We start from the raw sequence: 17,091 nt of genomic DNA, 5'->3' as shown, positions 1-17,091 counted from the left end.
TAAGCTTTCTGTGCCCCAGTTATTAGAAAGGGGTTCTATATGCCAGAAATTTTCAAAACAATTGATAAAATAAAACCGGCTTATGATATCGCGTATAAGATTGTTTTGTTTGTATGTAAGATACTTTTGATCGGGGATGTTCTGATAACCACAATGTCTGTGGCCGGAAGATATACCCCATTTATTCCGGATCCGGCATGGAGTGAAGAAGTGGTTTTAACTTTTATGAGTTATATGGCGGTATTGTCCGCTGCTCTTGCCATTCGGAAAGGGTCTCATATCCGTATGACTGCACTGGACAGATATCTGCCAAAGAAACTGATCATAGTTCTTGATATTCTGGCAGATATCTCCATTCTTATTCTTGCAGTGATCATGCTGACAGTAGGCTGGAAGTATGCTCATGGGATCGGATCAAAGGGCTTTTATACCAGCATGCCAACGCTTTCCAGATTTTGGATGTATTTCCCTGTTCCATTAGCAGGTGGTGCAATGATTATATTTGAACTGGAAGCTATGTACAATGATGTGAAAAAACTGTTTGTAAAGGAGGAAAATCTCTGATGAGCGCTAATATTGCAATCCTGGTCTTACTGGGAAGTTTCTTTCTCATGGTTTTCCTGCGGTTTCCAATCGCTTATGCCGTAGCTTTATCTGCCGTATTGTGTCTGCTTGCACAGGGAAGTTCCCTTGCGGTTATCTGTCAGCAGATGGTAAAAGGAATCAGTTCCTTCAGTTTAATGGCAGTACCGTTCTTTATTACCATGGGTGTTCTCATGGGATCCGGCGGTATTTCTGAAAAACTGATTGATCTTGCCAATGCCTGTGTGGGCTGGATGCGGGGCGGTATGGCCATGGTAAATATCGTTGCATCTTACTTCTTTGGAGGAATCTCCGGTTCTGCAGCTGCTGATACCGCATCTCTGGGATCAATTCTTATTCCTATGATGGTAGATCAGGGATATGATGATGATTTTTCAACTGCAGTTACAATTACCTCATCCTGTGAGGGACTTCTTGTACCACCAAGCCATAATATGGTAATTTACGCCACAACAGCAGGCGGTATATCGGTAGGAAGCTTATTCCTTGCCGGTTACGTTCCAGGAGCAATCCTTGCTCTTTCCCTTATGATTGGTTCCTATATTATTTCTGTAAAAAGAAATTATCCTAAGGGGGAAAGATTCAGTATTAAAAATCTGGTGAAGCAGCTGGGCAACTCTTTCTGGGCACTTGCAGCCGTGTTAATTGTTGTGTTTGGTGTCGTTGGCGGTGCATTTACTGCAACAGAGTCAGCAGCCGTTGCTGTTATCTACAGCCTTCTTGTCAGTGTCTTTATTTACAAGGGACTGAACTGGAAAGGTGTCTGGAGAGTAATGGAGGACTGCGTGAATACACTTGCAATAGTTCTGATTCTCATCGCAACTTCCAATGTGTTCGGCTATTGTCTCACCACTCTCCATGTTCCGGATATGGCAGCTCGTGCAATTACAGGAGTTACCTCCAATCCGGTTATTCTGGCCCTGCTGCTGAATCTGATTCTTCTGGTGCTTGGCTGTATCATGGATATGTCACCGATTATTTTAATTGCAACACCTATTTTACTGCCAATTGCAACTTCCATTGGTATTGATCCAATTCAGTTTGGTATTATTATGATATTAAACTGTGGAATCGGACTTTTAACCCCACCGGTTGGCGCCGTTTTGTTTATCGGATCTGCAGTAGCTAAGATCCCTATGGAAAAGGTGGTTAAGGCCGCTTTCCCATTCTATGTCTGTATGATTGTTACCCTGTTATTAATTACATTTGTACCGGCAACCAGTCTTTGGTTACCGTCCTTATTTGCAAAATGATAAGCACTTTTGAAATCAGGCATTGTATTTTCAATGCCTGATTTCTGTTATGGGAGGAAAGTAATATGAAATATGAGTACACATACCGGAATACGGCTACCGATATCTGGCAGCTGTCCATGTACTATATCTACGGATCAATGGTAGGGGTGTGCAACGTGATTTTTACCGCAGCAGTTTTAACGCTTACCATTGTCAAATGGGAATCTGCCGGGCTGCTGTTCAGAGTCTGCCTGATTTTTGCGTGCTGCCTCTTTCCGGTTATTCAGCCTCTTGCAGTGTACACAAAAGCCAGAAAGCAGGCAGCAGCCGGTCAGGAAACATGGATTTGGTTTGATGAATCAGGGATTCATGTAAGACAGGGCGAGGGAAAACAGGAAATAAGCTGGAACAAAATCAAGCGCATTGCCAGAAAGCCCTCCATGATTCTTGTATTCTTAAATTCCACTCATGGATTTGTTCTGCCAAACCGCATATTAAAGGAAGAAACAGATGATTTTTATAGATTTCTTTCTTCAAAGATTAAGAAATGAAACATCTCAGAGTCTGGGACCGAAGATCTGGCTGCATAAACGGCATCCGGTTGGAGTGGCAGCCAGACCGCCTTCCGCCGTTTCCTTTAACGATGAGGGCATCAGATTTCCCACCTGCTTCATGGCAAGAATCACCTCATCTGCAGGAATAATGCTATTTATCCCTGCCAGGGCAAGCTCGGAAGCAGTGAAGGCGTTGGCAACTCCCATAGCATTCCGTTTGATGCAGGGAACCTCCACCAGTCCGGCTACCGGATCACAGACAAGGCCCATGGTATTTTTAAGGGCAATTGCACAGCTGTGGGATACCATCTGTGGGGTACCGTCAAAAATCTCAGTCAGTGCGGCAGCAGCCATGGCAGAAGCGGAGCCGACTTCAGCCTGACAGCCGCCCTCAGCTCCTGCAATGCTTGCAAGACTGGCGATTACCATGCCGATGGCTGAGGCGGTAAACAAGGACATGATAATTGTATGCCTGGACACATTGTATTCATCCATTACAGAAATCAGGGCTGCTGGAATTACTCCGCAGGATCCGGCAGTAGGCGCTGCAACAATTTTACCCATGCAGGAATTGTATTCCGTTACTGCCAGTGCCATGCTGATGGCATTGCCCAGTAGATGACCGTAATGATTACTTCCTTCGTCTACAGCTTTTTTTAACTTTGCAGCAGCTCCGCCGGATAAACCGCTGGGGGAACGAAGGGTTTCATCCAGTCCGCTGATCACAGACTGCCGCATCACATCAAAGCTGCTTTCCATCGTGGCATAGACTTGTTCCATTGTTGTTTCCATATCATAGGCCTGCTGCTCCAGGACAATTTCAGAGATTTTTTTGTTGTGTGTGGAAGCGGCATGAACCAGTTCTTCTACAGAATGATAGTTCAGTTTCATTGTTTTCTCCTGCCTGCTGATTCTTTCAGCCCATTTTTAAAAGAATAGTATTGTAAACATAGGAAAGCTCCCGGATTTGTGAAACCAGAGAAGGGTCAATATCAGAATCTGTCTCAATAATCATGATTGCAATTCCACCTTTTTCCTGCCGGTTTAACCGGAAATTGCAGATATTGGCATACCCTGCAGCAACCAGGTTTGTGACATGGGCAATAATACCGGGAACGTCCTGATGCATCACAATTAATGTGGTTTTCTGACCTGTAAAATATACTTCCATATCATTAATTCTTGTAATTTCAATATTGCCGCCTCCAACGGAAGAACCCTGAACAGAAAGAATCTTGCCGTCCGCACCGGTCAGCGTAACCAGGGCTGTATTGGGATGGACATTTTCAATGATACCCGTATGAATGTTTATAAGAATCCCCAGTCTGTTGGCAGTTTCCAGGCTGGTTCTGATTCCCGGGTCCCAGGGATCATACTTTAAAATCCCCCCTACAATAGCTTTGTCGCTGCCATGGCCTTTATAGGTCTTTGCAAAGGAGCCGTGAAACAGAATATCCGCTTTTACAACCGGCTCTCCAAGAAGAAGCGCAGCAGTCTTACCGATCCGCGCGGCTCCTGCTGTATGGGAGCTGGAGGGGCCGATCATTACGGGCCCCAAGATATCAAATACATTCATGTTAATTCTCCAATTCGTTTTGTCTTAACTGCATCAGAGTGGTTTGAATTCCGGCTTTCTTTTCTTGAATTCTGTATAATAGGCAAATCCACAGTGTCTTAACAGCTCCGTTCCAGTCTGAAAATCACCGCCTAAGTCTTCCGGTATGTGAGCATCCGATCCAATTGTAATAATCTCACCGCCCAGTTCCCGGTAACGTTTTAAGATATCTGCGGAGGGGTTTGGCTGTCCGATTCCCTTTCGAAAGCCTGCGGTATTTAATTCGATTCCTTTTCCCATTTCAATGACAGTTTTTAATATCTGATCAATGATTTCCTGGTAGGCCTGATAGCTGTAAAAAGCGGCTTTATTCGGTCCGTAACGGACAATATAATCCATGTGTCCGGCAGTATCATAGGCATCCGGAATTCTTACATTATCCAGTGTCGCCTCAAAATACTGAAGATATGCTTCTTCCTCCCGCTTTCCTTCAAAAAATTCCGGATAGGCGGCATCCTTACGGTTGATAAAGTGGGTGGATCCAATCACATAATCAAAATCATAACGGTGAAGCAGCTCTTTGTAATAATGGGATAAATGAGGCTGCAGTCCCAACTCGATACCGATACGTAAATCAATGCGGTTTTTATACTCTTCCCTCAGCTGGGACATGGTATGAAAATATAAGTCCAGATCTAAGGTAAAGTCGATGGGTGAATCCACATCATAATCATGGTGGTCCGTTACACATATGGATTTCATTCCAAGTAATAAAGCCTGCTCAATCTGGCTTCTTATGGGAGTGTTGGAGTCACCTGAAAAATCTGAGTGAAAGTGATAATCTGGCAGCATTGGGTTCTCCTTTCCAAAAATTAAGTTCATTATAAACAATCAATAAAAGAATTGCAATGATCCCATATGACGGTTTTACCTAAATTTCATCAAATCTTTACATAAATTTTAAAAACCGTTGAAAAAAGAAATCCTTCTATGTTATTATTTTAAACGGTGCAGATCTGTGCCAGACCATGGATCTGCAGAAAAAAATACATAGCGGTTACAAGGAGGTAACAAATGTCGGTCAATGACATAGCGAGTCTGTTTGGATTTATCGGAGGGCTGGGACTGTTTTTGTATGGTATGAGTATCATGGCAGACGGTATGCAGAAAAGCGCAGGCAGCCGGATGAGCCAGTTTTTAGGAATGCTTACAAACAACCGGATTATGGCAGTGCTTCTCGGTGCACTGATTACAGCCATTATCCAGAGCAGCGGAGCTACAACGGTTATGGTTGTCGGTTTCGTAAGTGCAGGAGTTTTAAATCTGACTCAGGCTGTTGGTGTAATTATGGGTGCAAACATTGGAACCACCATTACAGCGTGGATCGTTTCCATGAACCAGCTGGGAGACGCATTTTCTATATTTCAGCCCTCCTTCTCAGCCCCGCTTCTCGTCGGAATCGGAGCGGTTCTTCTTCTGTTTGCGAAAAAGCAGAAAACCAGAACCATTGGTGAGATACTGGTTGGACTTGGCATGCTGTTTATCGGACTTGATTTTATGTCAGGTGCAATTTCGCCTTATACAGATGCTCCCATATTCTCGGAGGCATTTCGTGTTCTCGGAAATAATCCGTTTCTGGGAATGATGATCGGAGCACTGGTAACAGCTCTTTTACAGAGCTCGTCCGCTTCTGTTGGTATTTTACAGACGCTTGCCATGAATGGAGTGGTTACAACCAATGCAGCTATTTTCATCACTCTCGGACAGAATATCGGTTCATGTGTTACTGCAATGATCTCCTGCATTGGCAGTTCCAGAACGGCTAAACGGGCTGCGGTGATTCATCTTTCGTTTAATATCATTGGCTCAACATTATTTGGTATAATCTCCTTTCTTATTTTTATAGCACTGCCACAGATAGCAGGCCATAACATTACTGCAGTGCAGATTTCTATTTTCCACACAATATTTAATTTAACCAATACCCTGATTCTGTTTCCGTTTGCTAACCAGCTGGTGAAATTGTCCGGTTTTGTGGTACCGGATGTGAAAGAGAATTCAGAAGAAGGTATGGATCAGGAAAGTGAAACCATGAAGCATCTGGATGAAAGAATCTTTGAAACACCTGCATTTGCTGTGGATACAGCAGCCATGGAAGTGGTTCATATGGGACAGATTGCCATGGATAATGTATTACTTGCCATAGATGCGGTTCTTACGAAAAATGTAAATAAAGCAATGGATGTGTATAAAACAGAGAAGACGATTAATAATATGGAAAAGATGCTGACGGAATATCTTGTCAAAATCAACAATCTGTCTTTGACAGAGGAACAGAAAATAATAGTCAACAACCTGTTTTACAGTATTAATGATATTGAACGTGTCGGTGATCATGCAGAAAATCTGGCAGAACAGGCCCAGTATATGTCAGAGCATGAAGTGGCATTTTCCGAGACAGGAATATCGGATCTTAAGGTAATCTGCCAGGCTGCTTCCCAGTCGTTTTCCCATTCCATAGATGCCAGGAGAAGAGGTGATATGGATGAGGTCCGTAAGGTGATTCAATATGAAGATGAAGTTGATGCACTGGAGGAAGAATTAAGGGAAAAACATATCGAGCGTCTCTCCACAGGGGAGTGCAGCAGCTCTGCAGGAGTCGTATTTCTGGACCTGATCAGCAACCTGGAACGCATTTCAGATCATGCTTATAATCTTGCCGGATATGTCAAGAACGAAATGTAAAAATTATGTGATGAAATGATAAAAATAAAAAAAGGACTTGCTATTTACTGGAATATTAGGTAAAATAAACGGTAGTTGATTAATATTTAACGATCACTTTTAATTTTATTCTTAGGAGGAATTGAATTATGGCAGTAAAAGTTGCGATTAACGGTTTCGGACGTATTGGCCGTCTTGCTTTCAGACAGATGTTTGGCGCAGAAGGCTATGAAGTAGTAGCTATTAACGATTTAACAGATCCAAAGATGTTAGCACATTTATTAAAATATGATACAGCTCAGGGCGGATATGCTGGTTTTTATGGTGAGAATGCTCACACAGTAGAGGCTTCTGAGGATTCTATTACAGTTGATGGAAAAACCATCAAAATCTACGCAGAAAAAGATGCTGCAAATCTTCCCTGGGGTAAGATCGGCGTAGACGTAGTACTTGAGTGTACTGGTTTCTACTGCTCCAAAGAAAAATCCCAGGCTCATATCAATGCAGGCGCTAAGAAAGTAGTTATCTCTGCTCCAGCCGGCAACGATCTGCCAACTGTAGTATTCAGCGTAAACGAGAACGTATTAACAGCAGATGACAAGATCATCTCCGCTGCTTCCTGTACAACAAACTGCCTTGCTCCTATGGCAAAGGCATTAAATGATTATGCTCCGATCCAGTCTGGTATCATGAGCACCATTCATGCTTACACAGGTGATCAGATGATCCTTGACGGACCTCACAGAAAAGGTGATTTAAGAAGAGCAAGAGCTGGTGCAGCAAACATCGTACCAAACTCTACCGGTGCTGCTAAAGCAATCGGTCTTGTTATTCCTGAATTAAACGGCAAGTTAATCGGTTCCGCTCAGCGTGTTCCGGTTCCTACAGGTTCTACCACCATCTTAGTAGCAGTTGTTAAGGGTTCTGATGTTACTGCAGAAGGAATCAATGCAGCTATGAAGGCAGCTTCAAGCCAGTCTTTCGGATACAACACAGATCCGATCGTATCTTCTGATGTAATCGGAATGAGATTCGGTTCTTTATTCGATGCAACTCAGACTATGGTTTCCAAGATCGGTGATGATTTATATCAGGTACAGGTTGTTTCCTGGTATGACAATGAGAATTCCTATACAAGCCAGATGGTTCGTACAATTAAGTACTTTGCTGAATTAGGCTAAAGATCCACGAAGGGTCCGGTCGGAAAGGACCGGGCCTTTTGTATTTTTGAAAGTTAAAATAACAGAATCTGAAAGGAGCATAATAAGATGCTTAATAAGAAAACAGTTGATGATTTAACCGGATTAAAGGGTAAGAAAGTACTGGTAAGATGTGATTTTAACGTGCCGTTAAAGGATGGTGTGATTCAGAACTATAACCGTATCGACGGTGCAATCCCTACTATTAAGAAGCTTCTTGACCAGGGTGCAAAAGTTATTTTATGTTCCCATCTGGGCAAACCAAAGGGCGAGCCGCTTCCTGAGATGTCTCTGGAGCCAGTTGCTCCTGCATTAAGCGAGCGTCTTGGCGTAGAGGTAAAATTTGTTAATGATCCTAAGGTAACTGGTCCTGAGACCTTAAAGGTTGCTGAAGGGTTAAAGGATGGAGAAGTTCTTCTTCTTCAGAATACCCGCTACAGAGTGGAAGAGACCAAATACGGTAAAGATGAGAATGCAGAAGCATATGCAAAAGAACTGGCTTCTCTTAGTGACGGAATCTTTGTTAACGATGCATTTGGTACTGCTCACAGAGCACATTGCTCCAACGTGGGTGTAACCAAATATACATCTGAGAATGTAGTCGGATACTTAATGGAAAAAGAAATTAAGTTCCTGGGCCAGGCAGTTGAGACTCCGGTACGTCCTTTTGTGGCTATCCTGGGCGGCGCAAAGGTTTCCGATAAGATCAATGTAATCAACAATCTTCTTGATAAGGTTGATACTTTAATTATCGGCGGCGGAATGGCTTATACCTTTGAAAAGGCTCAGGGTAAGGAAATCGGAAATTCCTTATGTGAGGAAGATAAGGTTGATTACGCATTGGAGATGATCAAAAAGGCAGAGCAGAAAGGTGTGAAACTGCTTCTTCCTATTGATAATGTGGAAGGAAAGGAATTTTCCAACGATACAGAGCGTAAAGTGGTAGAATCCATCGATGCAGGCTGGTCAGGATTTGATATCGGACCGAAGACCATTGAACTGTTTAAGGGTGCTTTAAAAGGTGCTAAAACTGTTGTATGGAACGGACCGATGGGTGTATTTGAATTCTCCAATTTCGCTGAGGGTACTTTGGAAGTATGCCGTGCAGTTGCAGAGCTGAGCGATGCTACTACTGTTATCGGAGGCGGTGATTCTGTAAATGCAGTGAAGAGACTTGGATTTGCAGATAAGATGACCCATATCTCTACCGGAGGCGGAGCATCCTTAGAATTCCTGGAAGGAAAAGAACTCCCGGGTGTTGCAGCAGCAGATAACAAATAGCGGAAGGTAAGGTTATTTTATGTCCAGAAAAAAAATTATTGCAGGAAACTGGAAAATGAACATGACTCCCACCGAAGCGGTGGAGCTTGTCAATACATTGAAGCCACTGGTGGTGAATGATGAGGTAGATGTTGTATTTTGTGTACCGGCGATTGATATCATTCCTGCCATGGAAGCAGCAAAAGGTTCCAACATTAACATCGGCGCTGAAAACATGTATTTTGAAGATAAGGGCGCTTATACCGGAGAGATTTCACCGGCTATGTTAAAAGATGCAGGTGTAAAGTACGTGGTGATCGGCCACTCAGAAAGAAGAGAGTATTTTGCAGAGACAGATGAAACTGTAAACAAAAAGGCCCTCAAGGCCTTTGAATACGGCATCACTCCAATTATCTGCTGTGGTGAATCTCTTACCCAGAGAGAACAGGGGATCACTATTGACTGGATCCGCCAGCAGATAAAAATTGCATTCTTAAATATTCCGGCTGAGAACGCTGCTAAGGCAGTGATCGCATATGAGCCCATCTGGGCGATCGGTACAGGAAAGGTTGCAACAACTGAGCAGGCCCAGGAAGTATGCCAGTCTATCCGTTCCTGCATCGCTGAAATATATGATGAAGCAACTGCAGAAGCGATCCGTATTCAGTATGGCGGTTCTGTTTCCGCAGGCAGTGCACCAGAGCTGTTTGCACAGCCGGATATTGACGGCGGTCTTGTAGGAGGCGCTTCCTTAAAACCGGATTTCGGCAATATTGTTAATTATAAGAAATAACACAGCTGCTGCTTCCTGTCTGCCTGCAGGCAGACAGGAAGCAGCTTTTTGCGGCAGAATAAACATTTGGAAAAGGAGAACTAGTTATGAGCAAAAAACCGGTTGTATTAATGATACTTGATGGTTACGGGTTAAATGATAACTGTGACCACAATGCTGTCTGCGAAGCCAAAACTCCAGTGATGGACCAGCTGATGAGCCAGTGCCCGTTCGTAAAAGGCAATGCCAGCGGGCTGGCAGTTGGTCTTCCGGACGGCCAGATGGGAAATTCAGAGGTTGGACATTTAAATATGGGCGCAGGACGCATCGTATACCAGGAACTGACCAGAATTACCAAGTCCATCTCAGATGGTGACTTTTTTAATGTACCTGAATTTTTAAAAGCAGTGGAGAATTGCAAAAAGAATAATTCAGCCCTTCATATGTGGGGGCTGGTATCAGACGGTGGAGTTCACAGCCACATCAGTCACATCTATGGACTTTTGGAACTGGCTAAGAAAAATGGTCTTGAGAAAGTGTACGTACATTGCTTCCTGGATGGCCGTGATACACCTCCTGCTTCCGGCAAGAGCTTTGTAGAAGCGCTGGAAGCGAAAATGAAAGAGATCGGTATAGGAAAAGTGGCATCTGTTTCCGGCCGCTACCATGCAATGGACAGAGATAACCGCTGGGATCGTGTGAAACGGGCTTATGATGCCTTGACAAAGGGCGAAGGAAACCGTGCTGAGTCAGCTGCTGCGGGAATCCAGGCCTCCTATGATGCAGAGAAGAATGATGAATTTGTGGAACCTTTTGTAGTGACAGAGAATGGAGCACCAGTTGCAGTTGTAAAAGACGGTGATTCTGTTATCTTCTTCAACTTCCGTCCTGACCGTGCAAGGGAACTCACAAGAGCGTTCTGCGATGATGAATTTAGCGGTTTTGAGAGAGAAAAACGTCTCAATCTGACCTATGTATGCTTCACTGATTATGATGAAACAATTAAAAATAAGCTGGTTGCGTTTAAAAAGGAATCCATTATCAATACATTTGGAGAGTTCCTTGCTGACCACAGCATGACTCAGGCAAGAATTGCTGAAACAGAGAAATATGCCCATGTAACCTTTTTCTTTAACGGTGGTGTGGAAGAACCGAATAAGGGAGAAGACCGGATTTTGGTTCCTTCACCTAAGGTTGCCACCTATGATTTACAGCCTGAGATGAGTGCACCGGTTGTCTGCGGCAAGCTGGTGGAGGCTGTAACCTCCGGCAAATACGACGTAATTATTGTTAATTTTGCTAATCCAGACATGGTAGGACATACCGGTATTGAAGATGCTGCGATTAAGGCCATCGAAACGGTTGATGCATGCGTGGGAAGAACCGTGGATGCAGTAAAGGAGATGGACGGTGTTCTCTTTATCTGTGCAGATCATGGTAATGCAGAACAGCTTCTGGATTATGAGACGGGAGAACCGTTTACAGCCCATACAACCAATCCGGTACCTTTCATTCTTGTTAATGCGGATCCGGCCCTCAAATTAAGAGAGGGTGGATGTCTTGCAGATATCGCACCGACTTTAATCGAACTGATGGGTATGGAGCAGCCGAAAGAGATGACAGGCAGATCCCTTCTCGTCCGGTAATGTAGCAATAATAAGAGGGCTTCCCGGTTTACGCACCGGGTGGCCTTCTTTTTTTCAAAAGAATGAAAATAACTTTGTCCATGTGCTTTTTGTGCTTCCATTTCTAACAAAAATACGATAGAATATAGAAAGGTATGTTAGGAAGGATTTCAGATGAGTGTAAGAATCAGATTTTCTTTGGAGCCCAAGAAAAGAATATTTTCCGGTTTTGCCTGGAACTGTCAGTCTGCGGAGCTTATGGTGAAGGAGCTGGCAAAGAAAATGGGATATCAGTGTTATCGTGTTGAAGGAATGCTGCTTGTCCAGCTATGTCCGGAAGGATATATCTGGTTTCACTGGAATAAGCGTAAGCTTCAGGGAGAGAGCCAGACAAACATTGCGGGGCCTGGGTTTCATGCTGCAGTGGTAGAATTTTTGGAGCATGCTGCCCTGGAAAAGAAGCTAAAGCTGAAAGTAGAAGACCGGACCGGTTATTTCTTAAAAAGAGATTTTCTAGCCATGAGACAGAAGTATTTTTATCAATGGTTTTCCGATTTGATGGATCTGGTATCCGGTTGGGATGAAAAAGGGGAATACATGTTCTGCTGGCCTGCCATTTACTACATTCCATCCAGGCAGGAAGGAAAGCTGATTACTCATATCCGTTCTTTTTCCTTAAAAGAGATATCCGGGATGGTTCATTCCGGAATGAGCGTTGCATTTGCAAAGGATTTTTTTGTATGGAATGATCCGGTAAAGGATGCGAGATATTACAGGAACAGTGCACTGGTACTGTTAAACCAGTCCTGTTATTTTATGCCCTCCCAGCGGAGCACCCAGGATTTTTATGTAAATCAAAGAATTATAGAGCTTCTTGAAAAGGCGTATACTCTGGATCCTGAAATTCCGTTTCCGCATAAGACCTATCTAGATGTCTGCAATCTTGATGATCACACCCCCATGGAGATGGATTCAGTGAATCTAATGGATATTGATGATTCCATTGGCTGCAGAAAGCATCTGGTTTACAGGAAAATCGGCAATATGAGTTTTGCAATTCCCGGAAATTTTTTGTATGACGAGGAAGACAACAGCGCAATTGATCATTATTATGACGGGAGGGACTACGGCGGTCATGATTATTATATCTATGCGGCAGTTTTTGCTGGACGTCAGGCGGAATTTAAGCCACAGTGGTTTGAACAGGGGAAGGCGGAGAAGATACTGGATTTTGAACTGGATAAAGCCAGGGTCAGGGTTGCGTTTTATGAACCGGAGGAGAAGCCGGGAGAAACCAGATATGGAGTATCGGCCCAGGTACTTTATAAAGACCAGCGTATGAATATAAATATAGTTAGCAGAAAACCGGGGGAGAGAGACTGGGCTTTGGAACTGATTAAAAATATTCGTATTACAGAGTAGAGGAATGTATGAATCAAAAAGAGATGAAAACAGGCATATTACTGAAGCGTTTTGTGCCTTATTATAAAAAATATACAAATATTATGTTGATGGATTTATTCTGTGCATCCCTGACCACCATTTGTGAGATGGTTCTGCCCCTGATCCTTCGGTACATTACGAATCAGGGGCTTAGGGATATATCGGCACTGACCATTCGTACCATTATCAGTATCGGGGCGCTTTATTTCGGACTGAGGATTATAGACGGTATGGCCAGCTTTTACATGGCATATACAGGTCATGTAATGGGTGCTGCCATAGAGACGGATATGAGAGAGGATGCGTTCGGACATCTGCAGAAGCTCTCAGATAATTATTTTAATAATACCAAGATCGGGCAGATTATGTCACGGATTACCAGCGATTTATTTGACGTGACTGAATTTGCCCATCACTGTCCGGAAGAATTTTTTATTGCATTTTTAAAAACCGTAATTTCGTTTATTGTTCTGTCGGGGATCAATGTATGGCTGACTCTGATTATTTTCCTGCTGATTCCGGTAATGGCAATATCCTGTACTTATTTTAATATACAGGTAAGAAAAGCGTTCAAACACCAGAGAAATCACATTGGTGAACTGAATGCCAGGATTGAAGACAGCCTTCTGGGTAACCGGGTGGTAAGAGCGTTTGCAAATGAAAAGATCGAGATAGAAAAATTCAATCGTGATAACCAGGAATTTTTACAGATCAAAAGAAAAACTTATAAATATATGGCTGCTTTCCAGAATACCATTCGGATGTTTGATGGTCTGATGTATGTGGTAGTGATCGTTGCAGGCGGTATTTTTATGATTAAGGGTTTCATTGAGCCTGGTGATCTTGTAGCTTACACACTTTATGTCAGCACGCTGCTGGCTACCATACGAAGAATCATTGAGTTTGCGGAGCAGTTTCAGAGGGGCATGACAGGAATTGACCGTTTCATGGAGCTGATGGATGCCAATATAGATATATTTGATGAAGAAGGTGCAAAACCTCTTACAGATACGAAAGGGGAGATTTCCTTTGAAGATGTCTCTTTTGAATATCCGGACGATCGCAATCCTGTTCTGTCTCATATCAATTTAACCATCAGGCCGGGAGAAAAGGTAGCTTTGGTAGGACCTTCCGGTGGAGGAAAGACAACTCTCTGCAGTCTTGTTCCCCGTTTTTATGATCCAACAGAGGGGAGAATCTCCATTGATGGCCAGGATATCAGGGAAGTAACCCTTAAGAGCTTAAGAAGCACGGTAGGTGTGGTGCAGCAGGATGTTTATTTATTCTCAGGGACTGTATTCGAAAACATCGAATACGGCCGTCCGGGCGCTTCTATGGACGATGTGACAGCAGCAGCTAAAATGGCAGGAGCCCATGAATTTATTGCAGGATTAAAGGACGGATATAATACATATGTAGGAGAACGTGGAGTAAAGCTTTCCGGAGGACAGAAGCAGCGGATCAGTATAGCAAGAGTTTTTTTAAAGAATCCGCCGGTTCTGATTCTGGATGAGGCAACATCCGCACTTGATAATGAGAGCGAACAGCTGGTTTCCCAGTCATTAGAGCGGCTTTCCCGGGGAAGGACAACTGTGACAATTGCACACCGCCTGACAACGATACAGAATGCTGACAGGATATTGGTTTTGTCAGACAACCGTATTTTGGAAGAAGGAAGCCACGAAGAACTGCTTTTAAAGAAGGGCATGTATTACCAGCTTTATACATCTGTGACCGAAGCAGAACAGAATACTGAATTGGAGAAATAAAGGAGAGCCGGAATGAAAGTAGCAATTGTTACAGACAGCAACAGCGGAATAACCCAGAAACAGGGGAAGGAAGCTGGAATTTATGTCATTCCCATGCCATTTATGATGGATGGAGAGATGTACTATGAGGATATCAGCTTAAGCCAGCAGGAGTTTTATGAAAAGCTGAAAAGCGGCGCAGATATTTCCACTTCTCAGCCTTCGCCCGGAGATTTAATGGATTTATGGACTGAACTGTTAAAGGATTATGATGCAGTTGTGCACATCCCCATGTCCAGTGGATTAAGCAGCTCCTGCCAGACAGCAACCATGCTGGCAGAGGAATTTGATGGAAAGGTCCTGGTAGTTAACAATCAGAGGATCTCGGTGACTCAGAGACAGTCTGTTTTAGATGCCAGGGATATGGCAGAGCGTGGAATTTGTCCGGAGAAGATTAAGGAGAAGCTGGAGGAGACAAAGATGGACTCCACTATTTATATCACGCTGGATACTCTGGAATATCTTAAAAAAGGCGGAAGAATCACACCGGCTGCAGCACTGCTGGGAAGCTTTCTTCGAATCAAACCGGTACTTACCATACAGGGGGAAAAGCTTGATGCCTTTGCGAAAGCCAGAACTATGAAGCAGGCAAAATCCATGATGGTGGCTGCTGTAAGAAAAGATATGGAAGAACGCTTCAAAGACCCGGAAGGGGTGAATTGTCATATGTCAGTGGTTCATTCAGACAGTCTGGAGGCTGCTTTGGAATTTAAACAGGAATTACAGGAGCTGTTTCCAAAAACAGGGGAAATCTATGTGGACCACCTTTCCCTCAGCGTATCCTGCCACATCGGCCCCGGCGCTCTGGCTATTACATGTACCAAAAAGACAGAGCTATGATAAGCAGCAGATTAGAGAGGCATGATCATGTTTGAGGAGAAACGTTTCAAACGAAAACCAACCATAAGCCTGCAGGTTACCCTGATTCTTGTTTTTATCTTGATTGGAAGCATGACTGTCTCCATAGGAAGTGCAGTTTTGTTAGGTGCATTCCGCCAGAACCTGATTGATTCCAGGATGAAGGAAATACAGAACCAGTGCTGGATTTTAAGCAATAAGATGACCAGAATTGGATTCCTGACAATGGACCCAAGAGATCCTCTTCTGGATAATGAAATGTCTGTTAAAGCGGATATGTTTAATGGGAGAATTATAATTATTAACAAGAGTTTCCGCATTATCAGCGATACCTTTTCCCTTTCTGCAGGAAAAACCAATGTGTCGGAAGAGGTGGTCCGCTGTTTCAATGGTGAAATCAGCAGCAATTATAATCAGGAAAAAAAATATTTCTCCCTGACAATTCCCATCTATTCCAACAGCCAGGATAAGGAGATCGATGGTGTCATGATTGTCACGGCATCCTCGGAAGATCTTCTGAACCGGATTGTGGCAGTATCGGATAAAGGCTCATTTTTGCAGCTATTAATAGTTTCTATACTTGCAATTGTTGCAGTGTTGCTTGTAAAGCTTATCATGAAGCCGTTTCGTGAGCTTCAACGGCTGTTAAACCGTGCTGCACAAGGGAATCTGGAAGAGGATATCAGCTCACGGGTTTATAAGGAAACCAGACAGATTTCGGATTCCATCAACACCACTTTAAAGAAACTGAAAGCGGTAGACAAGTCAAGGGAAGAGTTCGTATCCAATGTATCTCATGAACTAAAAACTCCAATTACATCCATTCGGGTTCTAGCTGATTCGCTGATGGGCATGGAGGATGCTCCGGTGGAATTATACCGGGAATTTTTAAGTGACATATCCGAAGAGATAGAAAGAGAGAACAAAATTATAGATGATCTGCTTGCCCTGGTGCGTATGGATAAGACGGCAGGAGCCAACTTAAACATAGCACAGGTCAAAATCAACGGTCTGTTGGAGTTGATTTTAAAGCGGCTGCGTCCGATTGCAGGAAAGCGTAACATCGAACTGACTTTTGAGAGCATGCGGGAAGTGACGGCTGATGTAGATGAGATGAAGCTTTCGCTTGCACTTAGCAATCTGGTGGAGAATGCTATTAAATACAACGTGGAAGGCGGATGGGTCCGGGTGACTCTGGATGCAGACCATAAGTTCTTCTACGTAAAGGTAGCGGATTCGGGAATCGGCATCTCGGAAGAATTCCAGGAACGTGTCTTTGACCGCTTTTACCGGGTGGATAAAGCCAGATCCAGAGAAACCGGCGGTACCGGGCTTGGGCTGTCCATAACGAAAAAGATAGTTCTGATGCATCAGGGTGCCATTAAGCTTCAGAGCAAAGAGGGAGAGGGTACTACTTTTACCGTACGTATTCCCCTCACATACATTTCTTAGGAA

Annotated in this window: 15 protein-coding genes; 12 read left to right on the top strand and 3 right to left on the bottom strand. The window is 43.6% G+C overall.

The window, feature by feature from the left end; all coding sequences use genetic code 11:
• The first annotated feature begins 39 nt into the window (after nucleotides 1–39).
• The 3 genes from CRO04_RS17920 to CRO04_RS17910 all read left to right on the top strand — a co-directional run bounded on the left by CRO04_RS17920 (nucleotide 40) and on the right by CRO04_RS17910 (nucleotide 2,389).
• On the top strand, nucleotides 40–564 hold the full coding sequence (locus CRO04_RS17920; RefSeq protein WP_097005612.1) for a TRAP transporter small permease: 525 nt from the start codon (nucleotides 40–42) through the stop codon (nucleotides 562–564).
• A complete protein-coding gene (locus tag CRO04_RS17915) occupies nucleotides 564–1,856 on the top strand; it encodes a TRAP transporter large permease (protein WP_097005611.1) in 1,293 nt (430 codons plus the stop codon). The genes CRO04_RS17920 and CRO04_RS17915 overlap by 1 nt, the downstream gene beginning before the upstream one ends.
• A 65-nt stretch (nucleotides 1,857–1,921) precedes the next feature.
• Nucleotides 1,922–2,389 (top strand): YcxB family protein, encoded by a 468-nt coding sequence (locus tag CRO04_RS17910; RefSeq protein WP_097005610.1) that lies wholly within the window; start codon nucleotides 1,922–1,924, stop codon nucleotides 2,387–2,389.
• Between the two features lie 6 nt (nucleotides 2,390–2,395).
• On the opposite strand, the gene sdaAA is transcribed toward CRO04_RS17910, so the two are convergent.
• Genes sdaAA through CRO04_RS17895 form a run of 3 tightly spaced genes read right to left on the bottom strand, consistent with a single transcriptional unit; the run spans nucleotide 2,396 to nucleotide 4,799 of the window.
• Complete coding sequence (gene sdaAA, locus CRO04_RS17905; RefSeq protein WP_097005609.1) at nucleotides 2,396–3,283, bottom strand: L-serine ammonia-lyase, iron-sulfur-dependent, subunit alpha; 888 nt, start codon at nucleotides 3,281–3,283, stop codon at nucleotides 2,396–2,398.
• Between the two features lie 25 nt (nucleotides 3,284–3,308).
• Nucleotides 3,309–3,968: an L-serine ammonia-lyase, iron-sulfur-dependent subunit beta gene (sdaAB, locus tag CRO04_RS17900; protein WP_097005608.1), complete on the bottom strand. Its 660-nt coding sequence runs from the start codon at nucleotides 3,966–3,968 to the stop codon at nucleotides 3,309–3,311.
• Nucleotides 3,969–4,001: 33 nt separating this feature from the next.
• Complete coding sequence (locus CRO04_RS17895) at nucleotides 4,002–4,799, bottom strand: histidinol-phosphatase HisJ family protein (RefSeq protein WP_097005607.1); 798 nt, start codon at nucleotides 4,797–4,799, stop codon at nucleotides 4,002–4,004.
• 222 nt (nucleotides 4,800–5,021) lie between these two features.
• On the opposite strand from CRO04_RS17895, the gene CRO04_RS17890 reads away from it, so the two are divergent.
• From CRO04_RS17890 to CRO04_RS17850, 9 genes are all read left to right on the top strand, one after another.
• Nucleotides 5,022–6,692: a Na/Pi cotransporter family protein gene (locus tag CRO04_RS17890; RefSeq protein WP_097005606.1), complete on the top strand. Its 1,671-nt coding sequence runs from the start codon at nucleotides 5,022–5,024 to the stop codon at nucleotides 6,690–6,692.
• 128 nt (nucleotides 6,693–6,820) lie between these two features.
• Nucleotides 6,821–7,852 (top strand): type I glyceraldehyde-3-phosphate dehydrogenase, encoded by a 1,032-nt coding sequence (gap, locus tag CRO04_RS17885; RefSeq protein WP_097005605.1) that lies wholly within the window; start codon nucleotides 6,821–6,823, stop codon nucleotides 7,850–7,852.
• Between the two features lie 87 nt (nucleotides 7,853–7,939).
• Nucleotides 7,940–9,151 (top strand): phosphoglycerate kinase, encoded by a 1,212-nt coding sequence (locus tag CRO04_RS17880; RefSeq protein ID WP_097005604.1) that lies wholly within the window; start codon nucleotides 7,940–7,942, stop codon nucleotides 9,149–9,151.
• A 19-nt stretch (nucleotides 9,152–9,170) separates the two neighbouring features.
• Nucleotides 9,171–9,923 carry a triose-phosphate isomerase gene (gene tpiA / locus CRO04_RS17875; protein ID WP_097005603.1) on the top strand — a complete coding sequence of 251 codons (753 nt, stop codon included), beginning with the start codon at nucleotides 9,171–9,173 and terminating at the stop codon, nucleotides 9,921–9,923.
• Between the two features lie 86 nt (nucleotides 9,924–10,009).
• Nucleotides 10,010–11,548 (top strand): 2,3-bisphosphoglycerate-independent phosphoglycerate mutase, encoded by a 1,539-nt coding sequence (gene gpmI / locus CRO04_RS17870; protein WP_097005602.1) that lies wholly within the window; start codon nucleotides 10,010–10,012, stop codon nucleotides 11,546–11,548.
• 153 nt (nucleotides 11,549–11,701) lie between these two features.
• On the top strand, nucleotides 11,702–12,949 hold the full coding sequence (locus tag CRO04_RS17865; protein WP_097005601.1) for a hypothetical protein: 1,248 nt from the start codon (nucleotides 11,702–11,704) through the stop codon (nucleotides 12,947–12,949).
• An 8-nt stretch (nucleotides 12,950–12,957) separates the two neighbouring features.
• Entirely contained in the window at nucleotides 12,958–14,739 is a 1,782-nt protein-coding gene (locus CRO04_RS17860) for an ABC transporter ATP-binding protein (protein WP_097005600.1), read from the top strand.
• A 12-nt stretch (nucleotides 14,740–14,751) separates the two neighbouring features.
• Nucleotides 14,752–15,618, top strand: coding sequence for a DegV family protein (locus tag CRO04_RS17855; RefSeq protein ID WP_097005599.1), 867 nt, complete (start codon nucleotides 14,752–14,754; stop codon nucleotides 15,616–15,618).
• Between the two features lie 27 nt (nucleotides 15,619–15,645).
• Nucleotides 15,646–17,088: a sensor histidine kinase gene (locus CRO04_RS17850; protein WP_166432606.1), complete on the top strand. Its 1,443-nt coding sequence runs from the start codon at nucleotides 15,646–15,648 to the stop codon at nucleotides 17,086–17,088.
• Nucleotides 17,089–17,091: the final 3 nt, after the last annotated feature.

Source organism: Lacrimispora amygdalina (assembly GCF_900205965.1).
In the GTDB taxonomy this organism is placed as follows: domain Bacteria; phylum Bacillota; class Clostridia; order Lachnospirales; family Lachnospiraceae; genus Lacrimispora; species Lacrimispora amygdalina_A.
Note: the sequence above shows the minus strand (reverse complement) of the source record. Positions and strands in the feature narration are given on the sequence as shown.

Excerpts from the sequence above, each read along its gene's own strand:
- CRO04_RS17850 (WP_166432606.1), top strand. The coding sequence starts at position 15,646 with ATGTTTGAGGAGAAACGTTTCAAACGAAAACCAACCATAAGCCTGCAG.
- gap (WP_097005605.1), top strand. The coding sequence starts at position 6,821 with ATGGCAGTAAAAGTTGCGATTAACGGTTTCGGACGTATTGGCCGTCTT.
- CRO04_RS17890 (WP_097005606.1), top strand. The coding sequence starts at position 5,022 with ATGTCGGTCAATGACATAGCGAGTCTGTTTGGATTTATCGGAGGGCTG.
- CRO04_RS17915 (WP_097005611.1), top strand. The coding sequence starts at position 564 with ATGAGCGCTAATATTGCAATCCTGGTCTTACTGGGAAGTTTCTTTCTC.
- CRO04_RS17865 (WP_097005601.1), top strand. The coding sequence starts at position 11,702 with ATGAGTGTAAGAATCAGATTTTCTTTGGAGCCCAAGAAAAGAATATTT.
- gpmI (WP_097005602.1), top strand. The coding sequence starts at position 10,010 with ATGAGCAAAAAACCGGTTGTATTAATGATACTTGATGGTTACGGGTTA.
- CRO04_RS17880 (WP_097005604.1), top strand. The coding sequence starts at position 7,940 with ATGCTTAATAAGAAAACAGTTGATGATTTAACCGGATTAAAGGGTAAG.
- sdaAA (WP_097005609.1), bottom strand. The coding sequence starts at position 3,283 with ATGAAACTGAACTATCATTCTGTAGAAGAACTGGTTCATGCCGCTTCC.
- CRO04_RS17920 (WP_097005612.1), top strand. The coding sequence starts at position 40 with ATGCCAGAAATTTTCAAAACAATTGATAAAATAAAACCGGCTTATGAT.
- CRO04_RS17855 (WP_097005599.1), top strand. The coding sequence starts at position 14,752 with ATGAAAGTAGCAATTGTTACAGACAGCAACAGCGGAATAACCCAGAAA.
- CRO04_RS17860 (WP_097005600.1), top strand. The coding sequence starts at position 12,958 with ATGAATCAAAAAGAGATGAAAACAGGCATATTACTGAAGCGTTTTGTG.
- CRO04_RS17895 (WP_097005607.1), bottom strand. The coding sequence starts at position 4,799 with ATGCTGCCAGATTATCACTTTCACTCAGATTTTTCAGGTGACTCCAAC.
- tpiA (WP_097005603.1), top strand. The coding sequence starts at position 9,171 with ATGTCCAGAAAAAAAATTATTGCAGGAAACTGGAAAATGAACATGACT.
- sdaAB (WP_097005608.1), bottom strand. The coding sequence starts at position 3,968 with ATGAATGTATTTGATATCTTGGGGCCCGTAATGATCGGCCCCTCCAGC.
- CRO04_RS17910 (WP_097005610.1), top strand. The coding sequence starts at position 1,922 with ATGAAATATGAGTACACATACCGGAATACGGCTACCGATATCTGGCAG.